The organism is Oribacterium sinus (genome assembly GCF_014202695.1).
Lineage (GTDB): Bacteria > Bacillota > Clostridia > Lachnospirales > Lachnospiraceae > Oribacterium > Oribacterium sinus.
Genome location: NZ_JACHHH010000003.1, coordinates 151,696 through 167,970, shown reverse-complemented (window position 1 = coordinate 167,970; position 16,275 = coordinate 151,696). Strand labels below are relative to the sequence as shown.

At 43.9% G+C, this 16,275-nt stretch carries 13 protein-coding genes and 1 riboswitch; all 13 genes read left to right on the top strand.

All coding sequences use genetic code 11. The features are described 5' to 3' along the window. Positions 1 to 2 precede the first annotated feature (2 nt). Positions 3 to 2,027, top strand: a complete 2,025-nt coding sequence (gene ligA, locus HNQ46_RS04120; protein WP_330604529.1) for an NAD-dependent DNA ligase LigA — start codon at positions 3 to 5, stop codon at positions 2,025 to 2,027. A gap of 150 nt (positions 2,028 to 2,177) precedes the next feature. Continuing rightward, on the top strand, positions 2,178 to 3,041 hold the full coding sequence (gene lgt / locus HNQ46_RS04115) for a prolipoprotein diacylglyceryl transferase (RefSeq protein ID WP_183683277.1): 864 nt from the start codon (positions 2,178 to 2,180) through the stop codon (positions 3,039 to 3,041). Positions 3,042 to 3,062: 21 nt separating this feature from the next. Continuing rightward, positions 3,063 to 4,979, top strand: a complete 1,917-nt coding sequence (gene selB, locus HNQ46_RS04110) for a selenocysteine-specific translation elongation factor (RefSeq protein WP_183683275.1) — start codon at positions 3,063 to 3,065, stop codon at positions 4,977 to 4,979. Positions 4,980 to 4,993: 14 nt separating this feature from the next. Further along, entirely contained in the window at positions 4,994 to 5,602 is a 609-nt protein-coding gene (locus tag HNQ46_RS04105) for a GDSL-type esterase/lipase family protein (RefSeq protein WP_183683273.1), read from the top strand. A 281-nt stretch (positions 5,603 to 5,883) separates the two neighbouring features. Further along, positions 5,884 to 7,257 (top strand): alanine/glycine:cation symporter family protein, encoded by a 1,374-nt coding sequence (locus HNQ46_RS04100; protein WP_183683271.1) that lies wholly within the window; start codon positions 5,884 to 5,886, stop codon positions 7,255 to 7,257. A gap of 413 nt (positions 7,258 to 7,670) precedes the next feature. Further along, a riboswitch (glycine riboswitch) is annotated at positions 7,671 to 7,760 on the top strand. A 78-nt stretch (positions 7,761 to 7,838) separates the two neighbouring features. After that, complete coding sequence (locus HNQ46_RS04095; protein ID WP_183683269.1) at positions 7,839 to 8,237, top strand: GrdX family protein; 399 nt, start codon at positions 7,839 to 7,841, stop codon at positions 8,235 to 8,237. 71 nt (positions 8,238 to 8,308) lie between these two features. Next, positions 8,309 to 9,589: a glycine/sarcosine/betaine reductase component B subunit gene (locus tag HNQ46_RS04090; RefSeq protein ID WP_308578907.1), complete on the top strand. Its 1,281-nt coding sequence runs from the start codon at positions 8,309 to 8,311 to the stop codon at positions 9,587 to 9,589. A 10-nt stretch (positions 9,590 to 9,599) separates the two neighbouring features. After that, a complete protein-coding gene (gene grdB, locus HNQ46_RS04085) occupies positions 9,600 to 10,907 on the top strand; it encodes a glycine reductase complex selenoprotein B (RefSeq protein WP_183683265.1) in 1,308 nt (435 codons plus the stop codon). A 270-nt stretch (positions 10,908 to 11,177) separates the two neighbouring features. Further along, entirely contained in the window at positions 11,178 to 12,125 is a 948-nt protein-coding gene (gene trxB, locus HNQ46_RS04080; protein ID WP_007157946.1) for a thioredoxin-disulfide reductase, read from the top strand. A gap of 11 nt (positions 12,126 to 12,136) precedes the next feature. Further along, entirely contained in the window at positions 12,137 to 12,466 is a 330-nt protein-coding gene (gene trxA, locus HNQ46_RS04075) for a thioredoxin TrxA (protein WP_007157945.1), read from the top strand. Between the two features lie 69 nt (positions 12,467 to 12,535). Further along, complete coding sequence (gene grdA, locus HNQ46_RS04070; RefSeq protein ID WP_083793732.1) at positions 12,536 to 13,009, top strand: glycine/sarcosine/betaine reductase complex selenoprotein A; 474 nt, start codon at positions 12,536 to 12,538, stop codon at positions 13,007 to 13,009. Positions 13,010 to 13,141: 132 nt separating this feature from the next. After that, on the top strand, positions 13,142 to 14,674 hold the full coding sequence (gene grdC / locus HNQ46_RS04065; RefSeq protein WP_183683263.1) for a glycine/sarcosine/betaine reductase complex component C subunit beta: 1,533 nt from the start codon (positions 13,142 to 13,144) through the stop codon (positions 14,672 to 14,674). A gap of 17 nt (positions 14,675 to 14,691) precedes the next feature. Beyond that, on the top strand, positions 14,692 to 15,846 hold the full coding sequence (gene grdD / locus HNQ46_RS04060) for a glycine/sarcosine/betaine reductase complex component C subunit alpha (protein ID WP_183683261.1): 1,155 nt from the start codon (positions 14,692 to 14,694) through the stop codon (positions 15,844 to 15,846). The last annotated feature ends 429 nt before the right edge of the window (positions 15,847 to 16,275 follow it).

The following is a 16,275-nucleotide window of genomic DNA, read 5'->3' as shown; positions in this document are numbered from 1 at the left end:
GTATGGGGAGTCAAGAAAATAGCACAATAGAAGAAAATAGCGGATTGCAAGAAGCCGATAAGCAGGATAGTATTGCCCGAATGAAGGAGTTGATTTCCTTTTTGAATGAGGCGGCTAAGGCCTATTATCAGGAGGGAAGAGAGATTGTCTCCAACTTAGAGTACGACAAGGCCTATGATACTTTGCTGAGTCTGGAAAAGGAGAGCGGTGTGGTGCTTTCCGGAAGCCCCAGCCAAAATGTAGGCTATGCGGTGGCTACCGCTCTACCCAAGGAAGCCCATGAAACACCAATGCTTTCTTTGGATAAAACCAAGTCTGTAGAGGATCTGCAAAGCTTTTTGCAGGGACAGGAGGGAATTCTTTCCTGGAAATTGGACGGATTAACCATTGTTTTGCATTATCAGGAGGGAAAGCTTTTAAAGGCGGTAACCAGAGGAAACGGTATCATAGGAGAATTGGTTACGGAAAACGCCAAGACCTTCCAAAATTTGCCATTACAGATTCCTTTTAAGGGGCATCTTGTGGTGCGTGGAGAGGCCTTTATTTCCTATTCCGATTTTGAAAGAATCAATGAAGAGCTTCCGGAAGAGGGAGCCAAATACAAAAACCCCAGAAATCTTTGCTCCGGTTCCGTTCGTCAGCTGGATCCGAAGGTGACGAAGGAAAGAAGGGTGCAGATTTCGTTGTTTAGCCTGGTGCTTGCGGAGGAAGAGGGAAAAGCTCCGGATTTTCATAACCAACATGAGGAAGAGTTCCGCTTTCTGGAAAAGCAGGGATTTTCTGTAGTACATCGAAAAATGGTGAACGCTGAAAATATCCAAGAGGCAGTGGCGGAGTTTTCCAAGCTGATGCCGAAAAATGACTTCCCCTCCGATGGATTGGTGCTTTTATATAACGATATTGCCTATGGAGAAAGTTTGGGAAGAACCGCGAAATTCCCCCGGAATGCCATTGCCTTTAAGTGGCAGGATGAGGAGGAGACTACAAAGCTTCTTTCCGTGGAATGGTCTCCCAGCAGAACAGGCTTAATTAACCCTGTGGCTATCTTTACTCCGGTGGAGCTGGAGGGCACAGTGGTTAGCAGAGCCAGTCTTCACAATATCAGCTATTGTGAGGATTTAGCCCTTGGTATCGGAGATGAAATCACGGTTTATAAGGCAAATATGATTATTCCCCAGATTGGGGAAAATAAAACAAAGTCAGGGAATTTGGATATTCCCAAGCATTGTCCTGCCTGTCAGGGAGAAACCAGGATTGTTAAGGACAAAGAAACCAAGATGCTCTATTGCACAAATCCCCATTGTCCGGCAAAGCGAATTAAGCAGTTTGCTCTTTTTACCAGTAGAGATGCTCTGAATATTGAGGGGCTTTCCGAGATGACCCTGGAAAAATGGCTGGGCAGAGGCTTTATTCAAGAATTCCCGGATCTTTTCTCCTTGGAAAAGCATAGGGAAGAAATTATCGGCATGGAGGGCTTTGGTCTAAAGTCCTTTGAGAAAATTCAGGAAAATGTTGAGAAAGCTAAGACTTCCAATTTGGGGAGACTTCTTTATGGTCTGGGAATAGAGGGAATCGGCGTCAGCAACGGCAGAATGTTGGCAGAGGCCTTTTCCCAGGATCCCTATAAACTGATGGATGCTTCCAGGGAAGAAATCCTTCAAGTGAAAGGGATTGGCCAGGTTTTAGCGGACAGCATTGTAGAGTATTTTCAAAAGGAAGATAATCGCCGGATTGTCCGGGAGCTCTTATCTATTTTGCATTTGGAAAAGGAAGAGAAAGAGGAGAAAAGCGGAATCAGCGGAAAGCATTTCGTGATTACCGGAGCGGTTCATCATTTTCCCAATCGAAAGGCTTTAGAGGAGGAAATCCGAAAGGCTGGAGGACAGAGCAGCTCCTCCGTGTCTCAAAACACGGACTACTTAATCAACAATGACAGTACTTCCGGAAGCAGTAAGAATAAGAAGGCCAAGGAGCTGGGTATTCCGATTCTAACGGAGGAAGAGTTCTTAAAGCTTTTGGAGTCTTAAGTTTTGCTGTTCAAGAAAGGCAAGGGATAGTGAAGAAATTGCAGGGATAGTGAAGGGATTGCGGGGATAGCGATGAGCTTCTGAGCTGCTATTTTTGAGACTTAAAGTGCCGGAAGATAGGGCGCGTAGCATAAAAGGAAAGGACAGAGAATGGAAAACTATGATTTATATTTTCCCCACCTGGGAATCGGCATTGAAAAATTACAGAACAGTATCTCGGTTTTTGGTTTTTCTATAGCTTTCTACGGCATTATTATCGGAATCGGAATGCTTCTGGGCATGTCGGTGGCTTCAAGGGATTATGCCAAGCATGGCCACAAGGTGGATGATATTCAGGACTTTGCCTTGATTGTGATTGTTCTGGGAGTCATCGGTGCCAGGCTCTACTATGTGATTTTCGAGTGGGAATATTATTCCAAGCATTTGTTGGAGATTCCCAATATTCGTCAGGGAGGATTGGCGATTTACGGCGGCGTATTGGCGGCCATTGCCACCTGTATAGGCTTTTGTAAGAAGAGAAAGCTGAACTTTCTGCCGATGGCGGATTCCGGTGCTATCGGATTGATTTTGGGGCAGGCTATCGGCCGTTGGGGAAATTTCTTCAATGCGGAAGCCTTTGGGGGATATACGAATTCCTTACTGGCCATGCGGATTAAGGAAAGTATTGTGAATCCGGGGATGCTGAATAGTGATGTGCTCTCGAATTTGCAATATATTTCCGGCGTGTCCTATATTCAGGTGCATCCCACATTTTTCTATGAGAGTATGTGGAATCTCTGTGTTTTTGCCTTTCTTTATTTTTACTCTAAAAGAAAGAATTATGATGGACAGATTTTTCTCTTTTACTTAATGCTATACGGCTTTGGACGCTTCTTTATTGAAGGACTTCGGGCGGATTCCCTGATGTTCTTCGGAACCGGCATTGCGGTTAGTCAGATGCTTTCTTTGCTTTTGTTTGTGATCAGTATCATCGCTCAGGTCATCCTTTATGCCAAAAAGAAGGGGAGCCTGTAAATACTTGCTTTGGAGGACTTCATGAAACATATCATTATCGGAACTGCCGGACACATTGACCATGGCAAAACATCTCTTATTCGTGCTTTAACCGGAAGAGAGACGGATCGCTTAAAGGAAGAACAGGATCGGGGAATTACCATTGAGCTGGGCTTTACCTGGTTTGACTTAAAGGACGGCACCCGCTGCGGTGTCATCGATGTACCGGGACATGAGAAATTTATTCAGCAGATGGTTTCCGGAGTTTGCGGTATGGATATGGTGCTCCTGGTGGTGGCGGCGGATGAGGGAATCATGCCCCAGACCAGAGAGCATTTGGACATCCTTTCTCTGCTTGGCATTGAGAATTGTATTGTGGTACTGACCAAATGTGATTTGGTGGATGAGGACTGGATTTCCATGGTAAAAGAGGATATTCGGGAGGAATTCCGGGGAACCATGCTGGAGAAGGCTAAGATTGTGGAGGTATCCACGAAAACCGGAGCGGGAATCGATGGCTGCAAGGATGCTATTTTGGAAATGGTGAAAACTCTTCCGGAAAAAAGCCCCAGCGGTCTACCCAGACTCCCCATTGACAGGATCTTCAGCCTGCAGGGCTTGGGAACCATTATTACCGGTACCTTGATTTCCGGAACTTTGACAAAGGGGGATGGGGTGGAGATTTATCCCAAGCGTCTTCCGGTGCGCATCCGAAATATCCAGGTTCATGAACAGGATGCAGAGCAGGCGGTGGCAGGACAGAGAGTGGCCTTGAACCTTACAGGATTAAAGAAGGGCGATATCAAGAAGGGCGCTGTACTGGCTCGGGAAAACAGCTTTGAAAATACCAAGCTTTTGGATGCCAAGGTACGCATTCTTCCCTCCTCCCAAAGAACCGTTAAAAACAGAGAGAGACTGCATTTTCTGACCGGTACCATAGAACTGCTTTGTCGTATTATTCTTCTGGACAAAGAGGAGCTTAAGGCAGGGGAAGAGGGATATTGTCAGATTCTTTTAGAGCAGGAAATGGTTTTTGCCAAAGGGGATCCCTTCCTTCTTCGGTTTTACAGCCCTGTGGAAACTATTGGCGGAGGAACTGTTCTGGAGGCCAATGCCAAGAAGAAAAAACGTTTCCGGGAAGAGGAAATTGATGCCTTAAGACGAAAGGAAGAGGGCTCTTTAGAGGAGACTTTGGAAAGTTATTTTCTGGAGGCAAAATTTGGTGCCGGCCTAAAGGAGGCGGGAAAAGACCTTTCTTTGGAAAATGAGGAATTGCTTCCCCTTGTGGAGGAACTACGGGGTAACGGAAAGCTTTGTGAGCTTCCTTTGCAGCAGGGAACAGTTTATCTTCATGGAGACAATAAATTTTATTGGGAGAGTAAATGTAAGGAAGAATTGGAAAAATTCCGAAAAGCCCATCCCTATCGCATCGGTATGGCAAAGGCGGAATTACGGGAAAAGTTATGGAAAAAGGGCAATACCAAGGTCTTTGATGCCCTGCTTTCTCTCCTTCCCGAGCTGCAAAGTAAGGGGGATCTGCTCTATCTTTCCTCCCAAGAGGATTTTAAAGACGCAAATTATCAAGGTATAGAAAAGAACATTCTAACAACCCTGGAAAATGCCGGCTATCAGCTCTTGAAATTGGAAGAGCTGGAAAGAGGAAAGGCCAAGGAAGAAGATTTTCAGGATATTTTGCAGAATACCATAGTGGAAGGAAGAGTGGTGAAGGTAGGAGAGGATCCTGAGCTTTTGATTCTTGCACAGGATTTGGAGAAGGTTAAGGCCTGGGTATTGGAATATTTTCAAAAGGAAGAAGTCCTGGGCATTGCCACCCTTAAGGATGCATTTTCTACCAGTAGAAAATGTGCAAAAGCCATGATTCAGTATTTTGATCGGGAAAAAATCACGAAAAAGGTTTCCGGAGAATCGGAGCGTGTGGCTGGGCCCGCTGCAAAATAAGAGGGGAGTGCAAGGTGAAAAAACTACTGATTTACGGAGATTCTATCAGCTACGGCTATCTTCCCAATGAAAAGCATCAGGATCTGCGCTTGCCCTTGGAAGAACGGTATTATTATACCTTGGAACAGGCATTTCCCGACTATTCCCTTCTGGTGGAAGCAAAGGTGGGGAGATGCATTCCGGAGCTTCCCTTTGAGTGGGAGGATTTGCAAAAGGCCTGTAAAGACTTTGAACCTGAGGATAGAATGATTCTTTTTCTGGGAATCAACGATTACTTAAGCTTTGGAAGACCTGACGGAGAAAGAGTCATTAAAAGGCTGGCGGAATTTTTGGAGAACTGTCCTCGCTACGGAATTCCCTTCCCGAAGGAACATATCCTTTATATTGCGCCTCCCTCTCTGTCCTTTCCGGGAGATCGTTCTTATGAAGCCTTTTCTACCTTGGATGGAAAATGGGATGCTTCCCTAAAGGCATTTTGCAAGGAAAAAGGAATTCTGTGCTTTAGCCCCTTTGCTTTAGCCCTTCCCCGCTTTCCGGACCGGGTACATCTTCTTCCTGAAGGGCAGATTATTCTGGGAGAAGTGCTTTTACAATTTATAAAGGAAAAAGATTTTTTGGCGTAATAAGACGAATTAGAGCTGTAACGAATGAAAATAATGTAGTGCAAACAATTTTGATTCTTTATGGCTTTTTTTATTTCGTTCTTGCTAAACTGCATGGGAGATAGTTGTTTAAAATTTTGGAAAGCTTTAAAAAACTATACAAAATAGCAAGAAAAATTCAGCAAAATGGACTATGTATATAGAAGTTTACTATATAAAGTCGGAAAAAATTGCTATAGAGAAAAATTCTGGATAAAATATTCACAATCAAACATTTTTCTTTAACGAAAAGGAGAAAAGCCATGAATGTTTTACAGGATTTTATTGGAAAAGGAAATACGTTCCTTTGGAGCTTTCTGCTGATCTTCTTGCTGTGTGGAACCGGAATCTATTACACGATTCGCCTGCGTTTTATTCAGCTAAGACGCCTTGGAGAAGGATTTAAGTTGGTTTTCGGACACTTTTCCTTAAAGGGTGAGAAGCATGAAAAAGGAGAGATGTCACCCTTCCAGGCCATTGCGACTGCGATTGCGGCCCAGGTAGGAACCGGTAATCTGGCAGGTGCTGCAACAGCGATTGTCAGTGGAGGCCCGGGTGCAATTTTTTGGATGTGGGTTTCCGCATTTTTTGGAATGGCAACCATCTATGGCGAGGCTGTATTGGCTCAGGTGTATAAAGAAGAGAAGGATGGCGATATAACCGGAGGTCCTGTATATTACATTAAGGCTGCATTTTCCGGTGCACTGGGTAAGGTTTTGGCCGGACTCTTTGCGGTATTCATCATCTTGGCTTTAGGCTTTATGGGAAATATGGTGCAGTCCAACTCTATCGGTGCGGCATTCCAGGAAGTCTTCCATATTATGAACTTTGAAATTCCTCCTATAGCTATCGGTGTCTTTGTTGCAGCGATTGCAGCCTTCATCTTCCTTGGCGGAACCAAGAGATTGGCAGCTGTACTGGAGAAAATTGTTCCGATTATGGCAGGCGTATATATTTTGGGTGCGGTAGTCTTTATCCTTATGCATATCACCGCTTTGCCGGGAGCATTGGCATCTATCTTTATCGGTGCTTTTAATCCTCAGGCAGTAACCGGTGCGGCACTTGGTATCACTATTCGTCAAGCTATTCGTTTCGGTGTTGCAAGAGGACTCTTCTCTAACGAAGCCGGAATGGGTTCCACTCCTCATGCTCATGCCAGAGCAAAGGCGAAGTGCCCGGATGATCAGGGACTTTGCGCAATGGTTTCCGTATTTATTGATACCTTTGTTGTTTTGAATTTTACGGTATTCGTTATTTTAACCAGCGGTATCTATGGACAGTTGGATCCCGCAACCCAGAAGCCTCTGTATACCGGTATTGCTTTAACCCAGAGAGCCTTTGTAGCGGGCTTCGGTAATTTTGGACATTTCTTTGTAGCCATTTGTCTGTTCTTCTTTGCTTTCTCCACTGTTTTGGGATGGCATTTCTTCGGAGCGGTAAACGTACAGTATCTCTTCGGAAAGAAGGCGGTAACTCTTTACTCCCTGATTGTTGTAGCTTGTATTATTGTAGGAACAACATTAAAGGTAGAATTGGTTTGGGATATGGCGGACTTCTTTAACGGTCTGATGGTTATTCCGAATGTCTTGGCTCTGCTTGCTCTATTCCGTGTAGTGAAAGAGCATGTGAAAAAATAAAAGAAATATAGGATGAATAATCCTTTTTTCTAATTCTATTCCTTAAATAGTAGTATACAAAAGAAAAAAGTGCTGCCCGGCAGCACTTTTTTCTTTCGTATTTGTTATGGCTATTTCAGACTTTCGTCTAGGGTAATTTGATTATACCTTGGAGATCTTCTTTTGTGAAATTGGACAATTCCATAAAGCTTTAGACTTATAGAAACTTACTATGGATAAAAAGATATTTTTTATAGATATTTTGTAAAAATATGCCAAATCAATATTTTGAAATACGAATCCATCAATATAAAATTTTTTTTGATAATATAAAAATTATTTTGTAGAAAATACTTATAGAATAAAACAATATATAAGATGATTTTGTTGAAAAACTCTACAAGCGTTGTTAAAATGCTGACAAGCACCATAAATAAGGCATGTTCAGAGAGAGCGAAAGCCACCGAAGAGGCAAGTTGTTGAAAAACGATGAATCTTTCAGGTAAAAGGATGAATATGTTGGGGACTCTGAATCTAATGAAACAGGGGATGCGAGAATTTTCTCGTTCCCCTGTTTTGTGTTTCTAGAAAGGAGAAGTGTAATGAGAACCTTAGTGATTGTTACCAATAACCCTTTGGTGAAGGAAAATGTACCGAAGAAATATCCAAGCGTGAAGATAGAGATTGACTACAAGGAGATTTCCTTCATGGATACCCTTAAGGCGGTACGGGATATGGTACATATGGGAGGAAAGATTCTGACCCATCCTTTAGATGGCTCCATTAAACCCAATGAAACGCCGTATGAATCCGTACTTCTGGACAAGACACCGGAAGAAGGATTTGATATGAAGTCCTTGGATTTGATCGAGTATGCCTTGAATACCTGTGAGAAGTTCGAAGAAAACGAACGAATTCACGAGGAAAAGGTACAGAAGGATTTCCAGACCTTGGACTGGACCCTGCTGGACAGCGGGTTAGAGTCTTTAGTGTTACATTAAGGACATAAAGGAGCAGTTAGGCATTGTGCTTGGCGCTTTTTATGAATCATACTTAAAAGGAGGAAATGAAAGTGAAGCTGGAATTAGGTAAGATTTTCATTAATGACATCCAGTTTGCCGAGAAAACAGAAATCAAAGACCACGTTCTCTATGTATCCAAGAAAGAACTGAGCGAAGTTTTTCTGTCAGAAGAGAAGATTAAAGAAGTGGAATTTGATGTGGCAAGACCTGGTGAATCCGTTCGTATCACACCGGTTAAGGATGTGATTGAGCCAAGAGTAAAGGTAGAAGGAAAGGGCGGCGTATTCCCCGGAGTGGTTGCTCCTGTGGATACCGTAGGATCCGGAAAGACCTATTGCTTAAAGGGAATGGCAGTAATTACTGCAGGACCTATCGTTGGTTTCCAGGAGGGTGTTATCGATATGTGCGGACTTGGAGCAGAGTATACTCCATTCTCCAAGACTGTAAACCTCACTTGTGTATGCAAGCCGGTAGAGGGAACAGAGTCCCATGACTACGAGCAGGCTGTTCGTTTGGCAGGCTTGAAGACCGCTGCATTTATTGCTGAGAAGGCTAAAGAGCTTACTCCTGATGAGACTAAGGTATATGAGACCTTGGACCTTATGGAAGGCGCAAAGGCATTTCCGGATCTTCCAAGAGTTGGATATGTTCAGATGCTTCAGTCTCAGGGATTACTGCATGACACCTATGTTTACGGTGTAGATGCAAAGAAGATTCTTCCCACCATTCTGTATCCGACAGAGTCTATGGACGGCGCTATCATTTCCGGAAACTGCGTATCCGCTTGTGATAAGAACCCAAGCTATGTTCACGAGAACAACCCTGTTATAGAGGATCTTTTCGAAGAGCACGGTAAGACCATTAACTTTGTGGCTCATATCATTACCAACGAGAACGTTTACCTTGCTGATAAAGAGCGTTCCTCCAACCAGACCGCTAAGCTCTGCAAGATGCTTCACTTAGATGCGGTAATCATCACTGAGGAAGGATTCGGAAACCCGGATACCGACTTAATCATGAACTGTAAGAAGATTGAGGCTGAGGGAATCAAGACGGTAATCATCACTGATGAGTATGCAGGAAGAGACGGAAAGTCTCAGTCCCTGGCAGATGCGGATGTGGCAGCCAATGCTTTAGTTACCGGTGGAAATGCTAACCAGCTTATCACCCTTCCGAAGTTGGATAAGGTAATCGGAACTCTGGATTACATGACCAAAATTGCGGGAGCTAGTGATACTACAGTGAAGGCTGACGGTTCCTTGGAAGTAGAAATTCAGGTTATTACCGGTGCTACCTCTGAGGTTGGCTTTAACAAGCTGAGTGCAAGATAAGGAGAAGAAAATGGGAAAATTAAAGGTTGTTCAATATATTAACCAGTTCTTCGCTCAGGTCGGTGGAGAGGATAAGGCAGACTATCCTATGGAGTACCATGAGGGCGCTATGGGACCGGGACTTGCTTTCCAGCAGGCTTTCGGTGATGAGGCTGAAATCGTTGGAACCATCGTTTGCGGAGATAGCTACTTCGGTGAGAATACCGATAAGGTAAAGCCGGAGATTTTAAAGAAGGTTGCTGAGCTTAAGCCGGATTTATTCATTGCAGGTCCTGCATTCAATGCCGGCCGTTATGGATTTGCCTGCGCTACTATTGCTGCAGCAGTTCAGGAAGAGCTTCACATCCCTGTTATTACAGGTATGTATGTTGAGAACCCGGGAGCTGACGAGGCAAAGAGCAAGATTTATATCGTTTCTACCAAAAACAGTGCAGCCGGAATGAGAGATGCCGTGAAGAAGATGGCGCCTCTTGGCTTGAAGCTTGCCAGAGGAGAGAAGATCGGTTCCTCCAAGGAGGAGGGATATATCCCACAGGGAATCCGTGTAAACTTCTTCGAGGAGAAGAGAGGATCAAAGCGTGCGGTAGAGATGCTTTTGGCTAAGATTTCCGGTAAGGAATTTACCACGGAGTATCCAATGCCTTCCTTCGACCGTGTGGCTCCAATGCCCGCTATCAAGGATATGTCTAAGGCTACCATCGCTTTAGTAACTTCCGGCGGTATTGTTCCAAAGGGCAATCCGGACCATATCGAGTCTTCCAATGCTACTCGTTACGGTGAGTACAGCTTAAAGGGCGTAAATGACTTAACAGCAGAAACTTATGAGACTGCTCACGGCGGATATGACCCCAGCTATGCAAATCAGGATGCCGACAGAGTATTACCTGTTGACGTTCTTAGAGATTTAGAGAAGGAAGGAAAGATCGGAAAGCTTTACGATTACTTCTATACCACAGTAGGTAACGGAACTGCAGTAGCTTCTGCTAAGAAGTTTGCTGAGGAAATCGGTGCAAAACTTAAGAAGGACCATGTAGATGCGGTCATTCTTACCAGCACGTGAGGAACCTGTACACGTTGCGGTGCAACAATGGTAAAAGGTATCGAAGCAACAGGAATTCCTGTAGTACACATTTGTACAGTTACACCTATCTCTATGACAGTAGGTGCTAACCGTATTGTTCCGGCAATCGCTATTCCTCACCCACTGGGAAATCCGGCTATGAAACCGGAAGAGGAGAAGGCTCTGAGAAGAAAGATTGTAGAGAAGTCCTTAAAGGCTCTTTGCACAGAAGTTTCCGATCAGACTATTTTCAAGTAAGCTTGTGTTTTGTAAAAACTGCGTAATACTCATTCTTCAGGGCAGAGACCCTGCCCTGAAGAAATTTTTATAAGGAATATAAACCGAACACTATAACAAATATTTATTATACTTTGAATTTTTTTTATCTCTAAAAAGAGAGAAAGCTATTGAGAAAGAAAAGCTGTTTTTGTTACCATAACAAAGACCATTCCTATCGGCTACACACAAGATAGACGTAGTCTGTTTTGTATAATCATACATTATTAATATCTAAAGGAGAGAAAAACCATGTCCAAGATTTATGACGTGCTTATTCTGGGAGCAGGTCCCGGAGGATTGGCTGCAGGTCTTTATGCAGGAAGAGCCAGACTTTCCACCTTGATTGTGGAGAAGGGACAGGATGGCGGACAGATTGCCATTACCGATTCTATCGAGAACTATCCGGGACAGATTGTGGAAGGTGAATCCGGTCCTTCTCTGATTAAGAGAATGACTGAGCAGGCAGAGCGTTTTGGCTGTGAAAGAGCTCATGATACCATCAAGGCTGTAGAATTGGACGGAGATGTTAAAAGACTTATCGGTACCAAGGAGACCTACGAGGGTAAGACTCTGATTATTGCCACAGGAGCTAATCCACGTCCAATCGGATGTAAGGGAGAGAAGGAATTCTTAGGAAAAGGCGTTTCCTACTGTGCAACCTGTGATGCCAACTTCTTCGAGGATCTTCCCGTATTTGTAGTAGGCGGCGGAGACTCTGCGGTGGAAGAGGCTATGTATTTGACAAAGTTTGCAAGCTCCGTTACTCTTATTCACAGAAGACATGAGTTAAGAGCGGCAAAGTCTATTCAGGAGAGAGCTTTCCAGAATGAGAAGCTGCATATTATGTGGGATACCGTAGTAGAAGAGCTGTCCGGAGATGATATTCTTCAGAAGATTAAGGTGAAGAATGTAGTTACCGGGGAAGAGCAGGTATTGGAAGCCAGTGAAGAGGACGGAATGTTCGGAATTTTCGGATTTATCGGCAGAATTCCTACTACAGAGATTTTCCAGGAAACCAATCTGGAAATGGATGACAGAGGATATATCCCTACAGACGAAGATATGCACACCAATATTCCCGGCGTTTTCACCGTTGGAGATGTACGTGTAAAGAGTCTTAGACAAGTGGTTACTGCTGCTGCGGATGGTGCTATTGCAGCCACCCAGGCAGAGAAATATATTAACGAACACAAATAAAGGAGGACAAGATGTTAGAGGTTGATAAGAATACCTTCGAAGAGGAAGTGCTGAAGGCATCCGGCTATGTATTTGTAGATTTCTTCGGAGATGGATGTGTTCCCTGTGCTGCACTTATGCCATTCGTACATTCTTTGGCTGACAAGTATGAGGGTAAGTTAAAGTTCACTTCTCTGAATACTACAAAGGCTAGAAGATTGGCTATCGGCCAGAAGATTTTAGGACTTCCCGTTATGGCTATCTATAAGGATGGACAGAAGGTGGAAGAGCTGGTTAAGGATGATGCAACAGAAGAGTCCATCCAGAAGATGGTTGAAAAGTATGTTGCTTTAAATCAGTAAGCAATTGTTTAATTTGCGTATTTGACGAAAGTCATTACGATACATATCTTTAAAGAAAGGAGAGAAAAGATGGCTATTTTAAAGGGTAAAAAAGTTATCATCATCGGTGACCGTGACGGTGTACCAGGACCTGCTATTCAGGCTTGTGTAGAGACCGCCGGCGGAGAAGTAGTATTTGCTTCTACCGAGTGCTTCGTTTGAACGAGCGCAGGCGCAATGGACTTGGAAAATCAAAAGAGAGTAAAGGATTTTGCTGATAAGTTCGGACCAGAGAATCTGGTTGTTGTACTTGGCGCTGCTGAGGGGGAGGCTGCAGGACTTGCAGCTGAGACCGTTACAGCAGGAGATCCTACTTTTGCCGGCCCATTGACTGGGGTCCAGCTTGGACTCACGGTATATCATGTTTGCGAACCAGAGTTGAAGGAAGAGTTTGACGAATCTGTTTATGAAGACCAGGTTAGTATGATGGAAATGGTTTTAGATGTAGACGATATTGTCAACGAAATGAATAGTATTCGCTCTGAATATTGCAAGTACCTTTAAAACCGAGGGAGCTTTTTATGGGCTCCCTTTTTTCTCAAAATTCTTTTCAAAAAAAGTACTAAAAATGGAAAAAGAACTATCTTTTCTTTGGTAAATTTGTAAAACTTAACAATAAAATATGAGGTGATCAAAATGAATAGTGTCATTAAAGGTTCCGGATATTGTTTGGCATATACTCCCGGCTTGATGTTGCAGCACGGCTCCACCATTGTGCAGGAAAGACTGGTAAATCCTGATGGTGAGTTCTTAAAAGAAATGGGAAAGCACGTTCGTAGTTTTGAGGATTGTGTAGCTTACTGGCCAAACCAGGTATATATCGGAAACAAGACCCCCGAGGAGTTTGCCAAGGTGGAGTTCCCCTATTTCGATAAGAAGGTAGAAAATGCCAAGCGCTATGGCCATTTTGGAGAGATTATGCCGGAGAATGAGTTCCTTCTTTTGGCACAGGCTTGTGACTGCTTCGAGGTTTTCTACCTGGATAAGGACTTCGTAGCAGCAAACAAGGGAGAGCTTGCCAAGGATCCTGTAATCACAGAAGCAATCCTTGCCAGAGTACAAGAGGGCGTAGAGAATTCCGTGATTAAGGGATTTGTGGACGCTCACGAGGCAGAGCCTCTTTTCTACGAAGGAAAGCTGGTAGGATGTGTAAAGCGAGCACATGATATTGATGTAAACCTTTCCGCAGAAGTAATGCTGGAGAACTTGATGAATAAAGCAAGCTCCGTTTTGGCTGTTCTTCACTCCTTAAAGTCCTCCAATGTGGACCCGCTTTCCATTGAATATGTTATTGACTGTTCCGAGGAAGCCTGCGGAGACGTAAACCAGAGAGGTGGCGGAAACTTTGCGAAGGCTGTAGCTGAGATTGCCGGACTGGAGAATGCTACCGGTTCCGATGCAAGAGGCTTCTGTGCAGGCCCTTCCCACGCTATGATTGAGGCGGCTTCTTTGGTAAAGGCAGGAGCTTTCCATACCGTTCTTGTTATCGGTGGTGGTTGCGTACCTAAGCTTGCCATGAACGGAAAAGACCATGTAAAGAAAGAGCTCCCCATGCTGGAGGATTGCTTAGGCTCCTTCTCTGTAGTAGTTTCTGAAAATGACGGTGTTTCTGCTGAAATCAATCTGGATGTTATTGGTAGACATACCGTTGGAACAGGTGCTGCACCACAGAACGTTATCGGTTCCTTAGTAGCGGATCCTTTGGAGAAGGCGGGACTTACCGTAAATGATGTGGATAAGTTTTCTCCTGAGATGCAGAATGCGGATATTACCAAGCCTGCAGGAGCCGGAGATGTTCCTATGGCAAACTATAAGATGATCGCTGCTCTTGCTGTTAAGAAGGGATGGCTTGAGAAGGCTGATTTGGCAAAGTTCTGTGAGGAGAAGGGCTTAGTAGGATATGCACCGACTCAGGGTCATATTCCTTCCGGTGTTCCTTATGTGGGATTTGCCAAGGAAAGCATTGAAAAGGGAGATATGGAGAGAGTTATGATTATCGGAAAGGGATCTCTCTTCCTTGGCCGTATGACAAACCTCTTTGACGGTGTTTCCTTCCTGATTCAGAAAAATACCGGAAAGGGTCAGGGCGGAGCAGTATCTGAAGAAGAAATCCGTTCCTTAATTGCGAAGTCCATGAAGGAATTTGCACAGTCTATTTTAGGCGCATAGAAGAAAGGGTGAGAATTATGGCTAAAGAAATAAAAGAGCTCATTGCGGATACCTTTTTGGCTATGGCGGAAGGTTTGGAAACAGGCTCTTTTGCGAAGAAACCAAGAATTGCTTTAACAGGTATGGGCTCAGAGCATGGAGAGGAAAATTCCATGAAGGCTGCAGTGGATGCGGCTAGGGATGGAGTGGATGTACTCTACATCGGTTCTTTGAAAAATGATGCGGTAGAAACCCTTGTGGTGGACAATGATGAAGAGGGACACGATAAGATGGATGCTCTTTTAAAGGAGCATAAGATTGACGGTGCGGTAACCATGCACTATCCCTTCCCCATCGGTGTATCTACTGTAGGAAGAGCGATTACCCCTGCTTTTGGTAAGGAAATGTTTATTGCTAACACCACAGGAACCTCCAGCACAGATCGTATTGAAGGAATGGTGAAGAATGCCCTTTATGGAATCATCACAGCAAAGGCTTGCGGCATCCAAGAGCCTACTGTAGGTATTTTAAATGTAGATGGTGCAAGACAGACAGAGAAGGCCTTAAAGAAATTACAGTCCAACGGTTATCCTCTTCACTTTGCAGAGTCCTCCAGATCCGACGGCGGTGCGGTTCTTCGTGGAAATGATGTTCTTCGTGGAACACCGGATGTATTGGTATGCGATTCCTTAACCGGAAACGTATTGTCCAAGATGCTTTCTTCCTTCAACACAGGAGGATCTTTTGAGGCCCAGGGCTTTGGCTATGGTCCGGGAATCGGAGAGAACTATAATCAGCTGGTGATGATTGTATCCAGAGCTTCCGGAGCACCGGTTTTGGCGAATGCTCTTCGCTTTGCAAGAGACCTGATTAAGGGCAATGTCTTTGCGGTAGCAAAGGAAGAGTTTGCATTGGCAAAGAAAGCCGGCTTAGATAGCATTCTTGCAGAAATCAGAGAGGCAAATAAGCCAAAGGAACAGGGAGAAGCTGTTCCCATGCCGGCAAAGGAGATTGTTACCGCAGCTGTATACGGCATTGAAGTAACAGATTTGGATGATGCGGTATTGGAGCTTTGGAAAGAAAAGATTTATGCGGAATCCGGAATGGGCTGTACAGGGCCGATTATCCGCGTTTCTGAAAGCAATTTAGCAAAGTCTGAAGAGATTTTAAGAGCAAAGGGATACATTTCCTAATCTCTCTCGGAGCAAGTATATACCTTTCGGGCTGTTCTCCTTCCTTTAGAGAAGCTGTCTTAAAGAAAGTTCGGAAAGAAAACAAAAGGCAGGAGCTGCCTATACAATTTGCGCACAATCCAGTTGTTTTGCGTACAATTTAGTTGTTATAGGCAAGCCCCGGGCCGATTGTATAAGAAGTGCAGCTGTGGGTATGACATACATTCTTGCAGTTACGCTTATTTTTGTACCCAAAAATGAAGAAAAAAGGGACAAAATTTTCTTATTACATAAATGGATTTGTTAAAAAATAAACAAAAAAGCTCGAGACAAGAAACGAAAAATAGTAAGAAATAACTAAAAAAATTTCCCTAATATTCGAAAAATAGATTGAATAGTATTCAATTATCGGATATAATGTGGAAACAATATAGAGGACAGTAACAATTA

What these genes read in the sequence shown, in the direction of transcription:
- HNQ46_RS04095 (WP_183683269.1), top strand. Translation starts at nt 7,839, where the DNA reads ATGAGAACCTTAGTGATTGTTACCAATAACCCTTTGGTGAAGGAAAAT.
- trxA (WP_007157945.1), top strand. Translation starts at nt 12,137, where the DNA reads ATGTTAGAGGTTGATAAGAATACCTTCGAAGAGGAAGTGCTGAAGGCA.
- trxB (WP_007157946.1), top strand. Translation starts at nt 11,178, where the DNA reads ATGTCCAAGATTTATGACGTGCTTATTCTGGGAGCAGGTCCCGGAGGA.
- selB (WP_183683275.1), top strand. Translation starts at nt 3,063, where the DNA reads ATGAAACATATCATTATCGGAACTGCCGGACACATTGACCATGGCAAA.
- lgt (WP_183683277.1), top strand. Translation starts at nt 2,178, where the DNA reads ATGGAAAACTATGATTTATATTTTCCCCACCTGGGAATCGGCATTGAA.
- grdC (WP_183683263.1), top strand. Translation starts at nt 13,142, where the DNA reads ATGAATAGTGTCATTAAAGGTTCCGGATATTGTTTGGCATATACTCCC.
- ligA (WP_330604529.1), top strand. Translation starts at nt 3, where the DNA reads ATGGGGAGTCAAGAAAATAGCACAATAGAAGAAAATAGCGGATTGCAA.
- grdD (WP_183683261.1), top strand. Translation starts at nt 14,692, where the DNA reads ATGGCTAAAGAAATAAAAGAGCTCATTGCGGATACCTTTTTGGCTATG.
- HNQ46_RS04100 (WP_183683271.1), top strand. Translation starts at nt 5,884, where the DNA reads ATGAATGTTTTACAGGATTTTATTGGAAAAGGAAATACGTTCCTTTGG.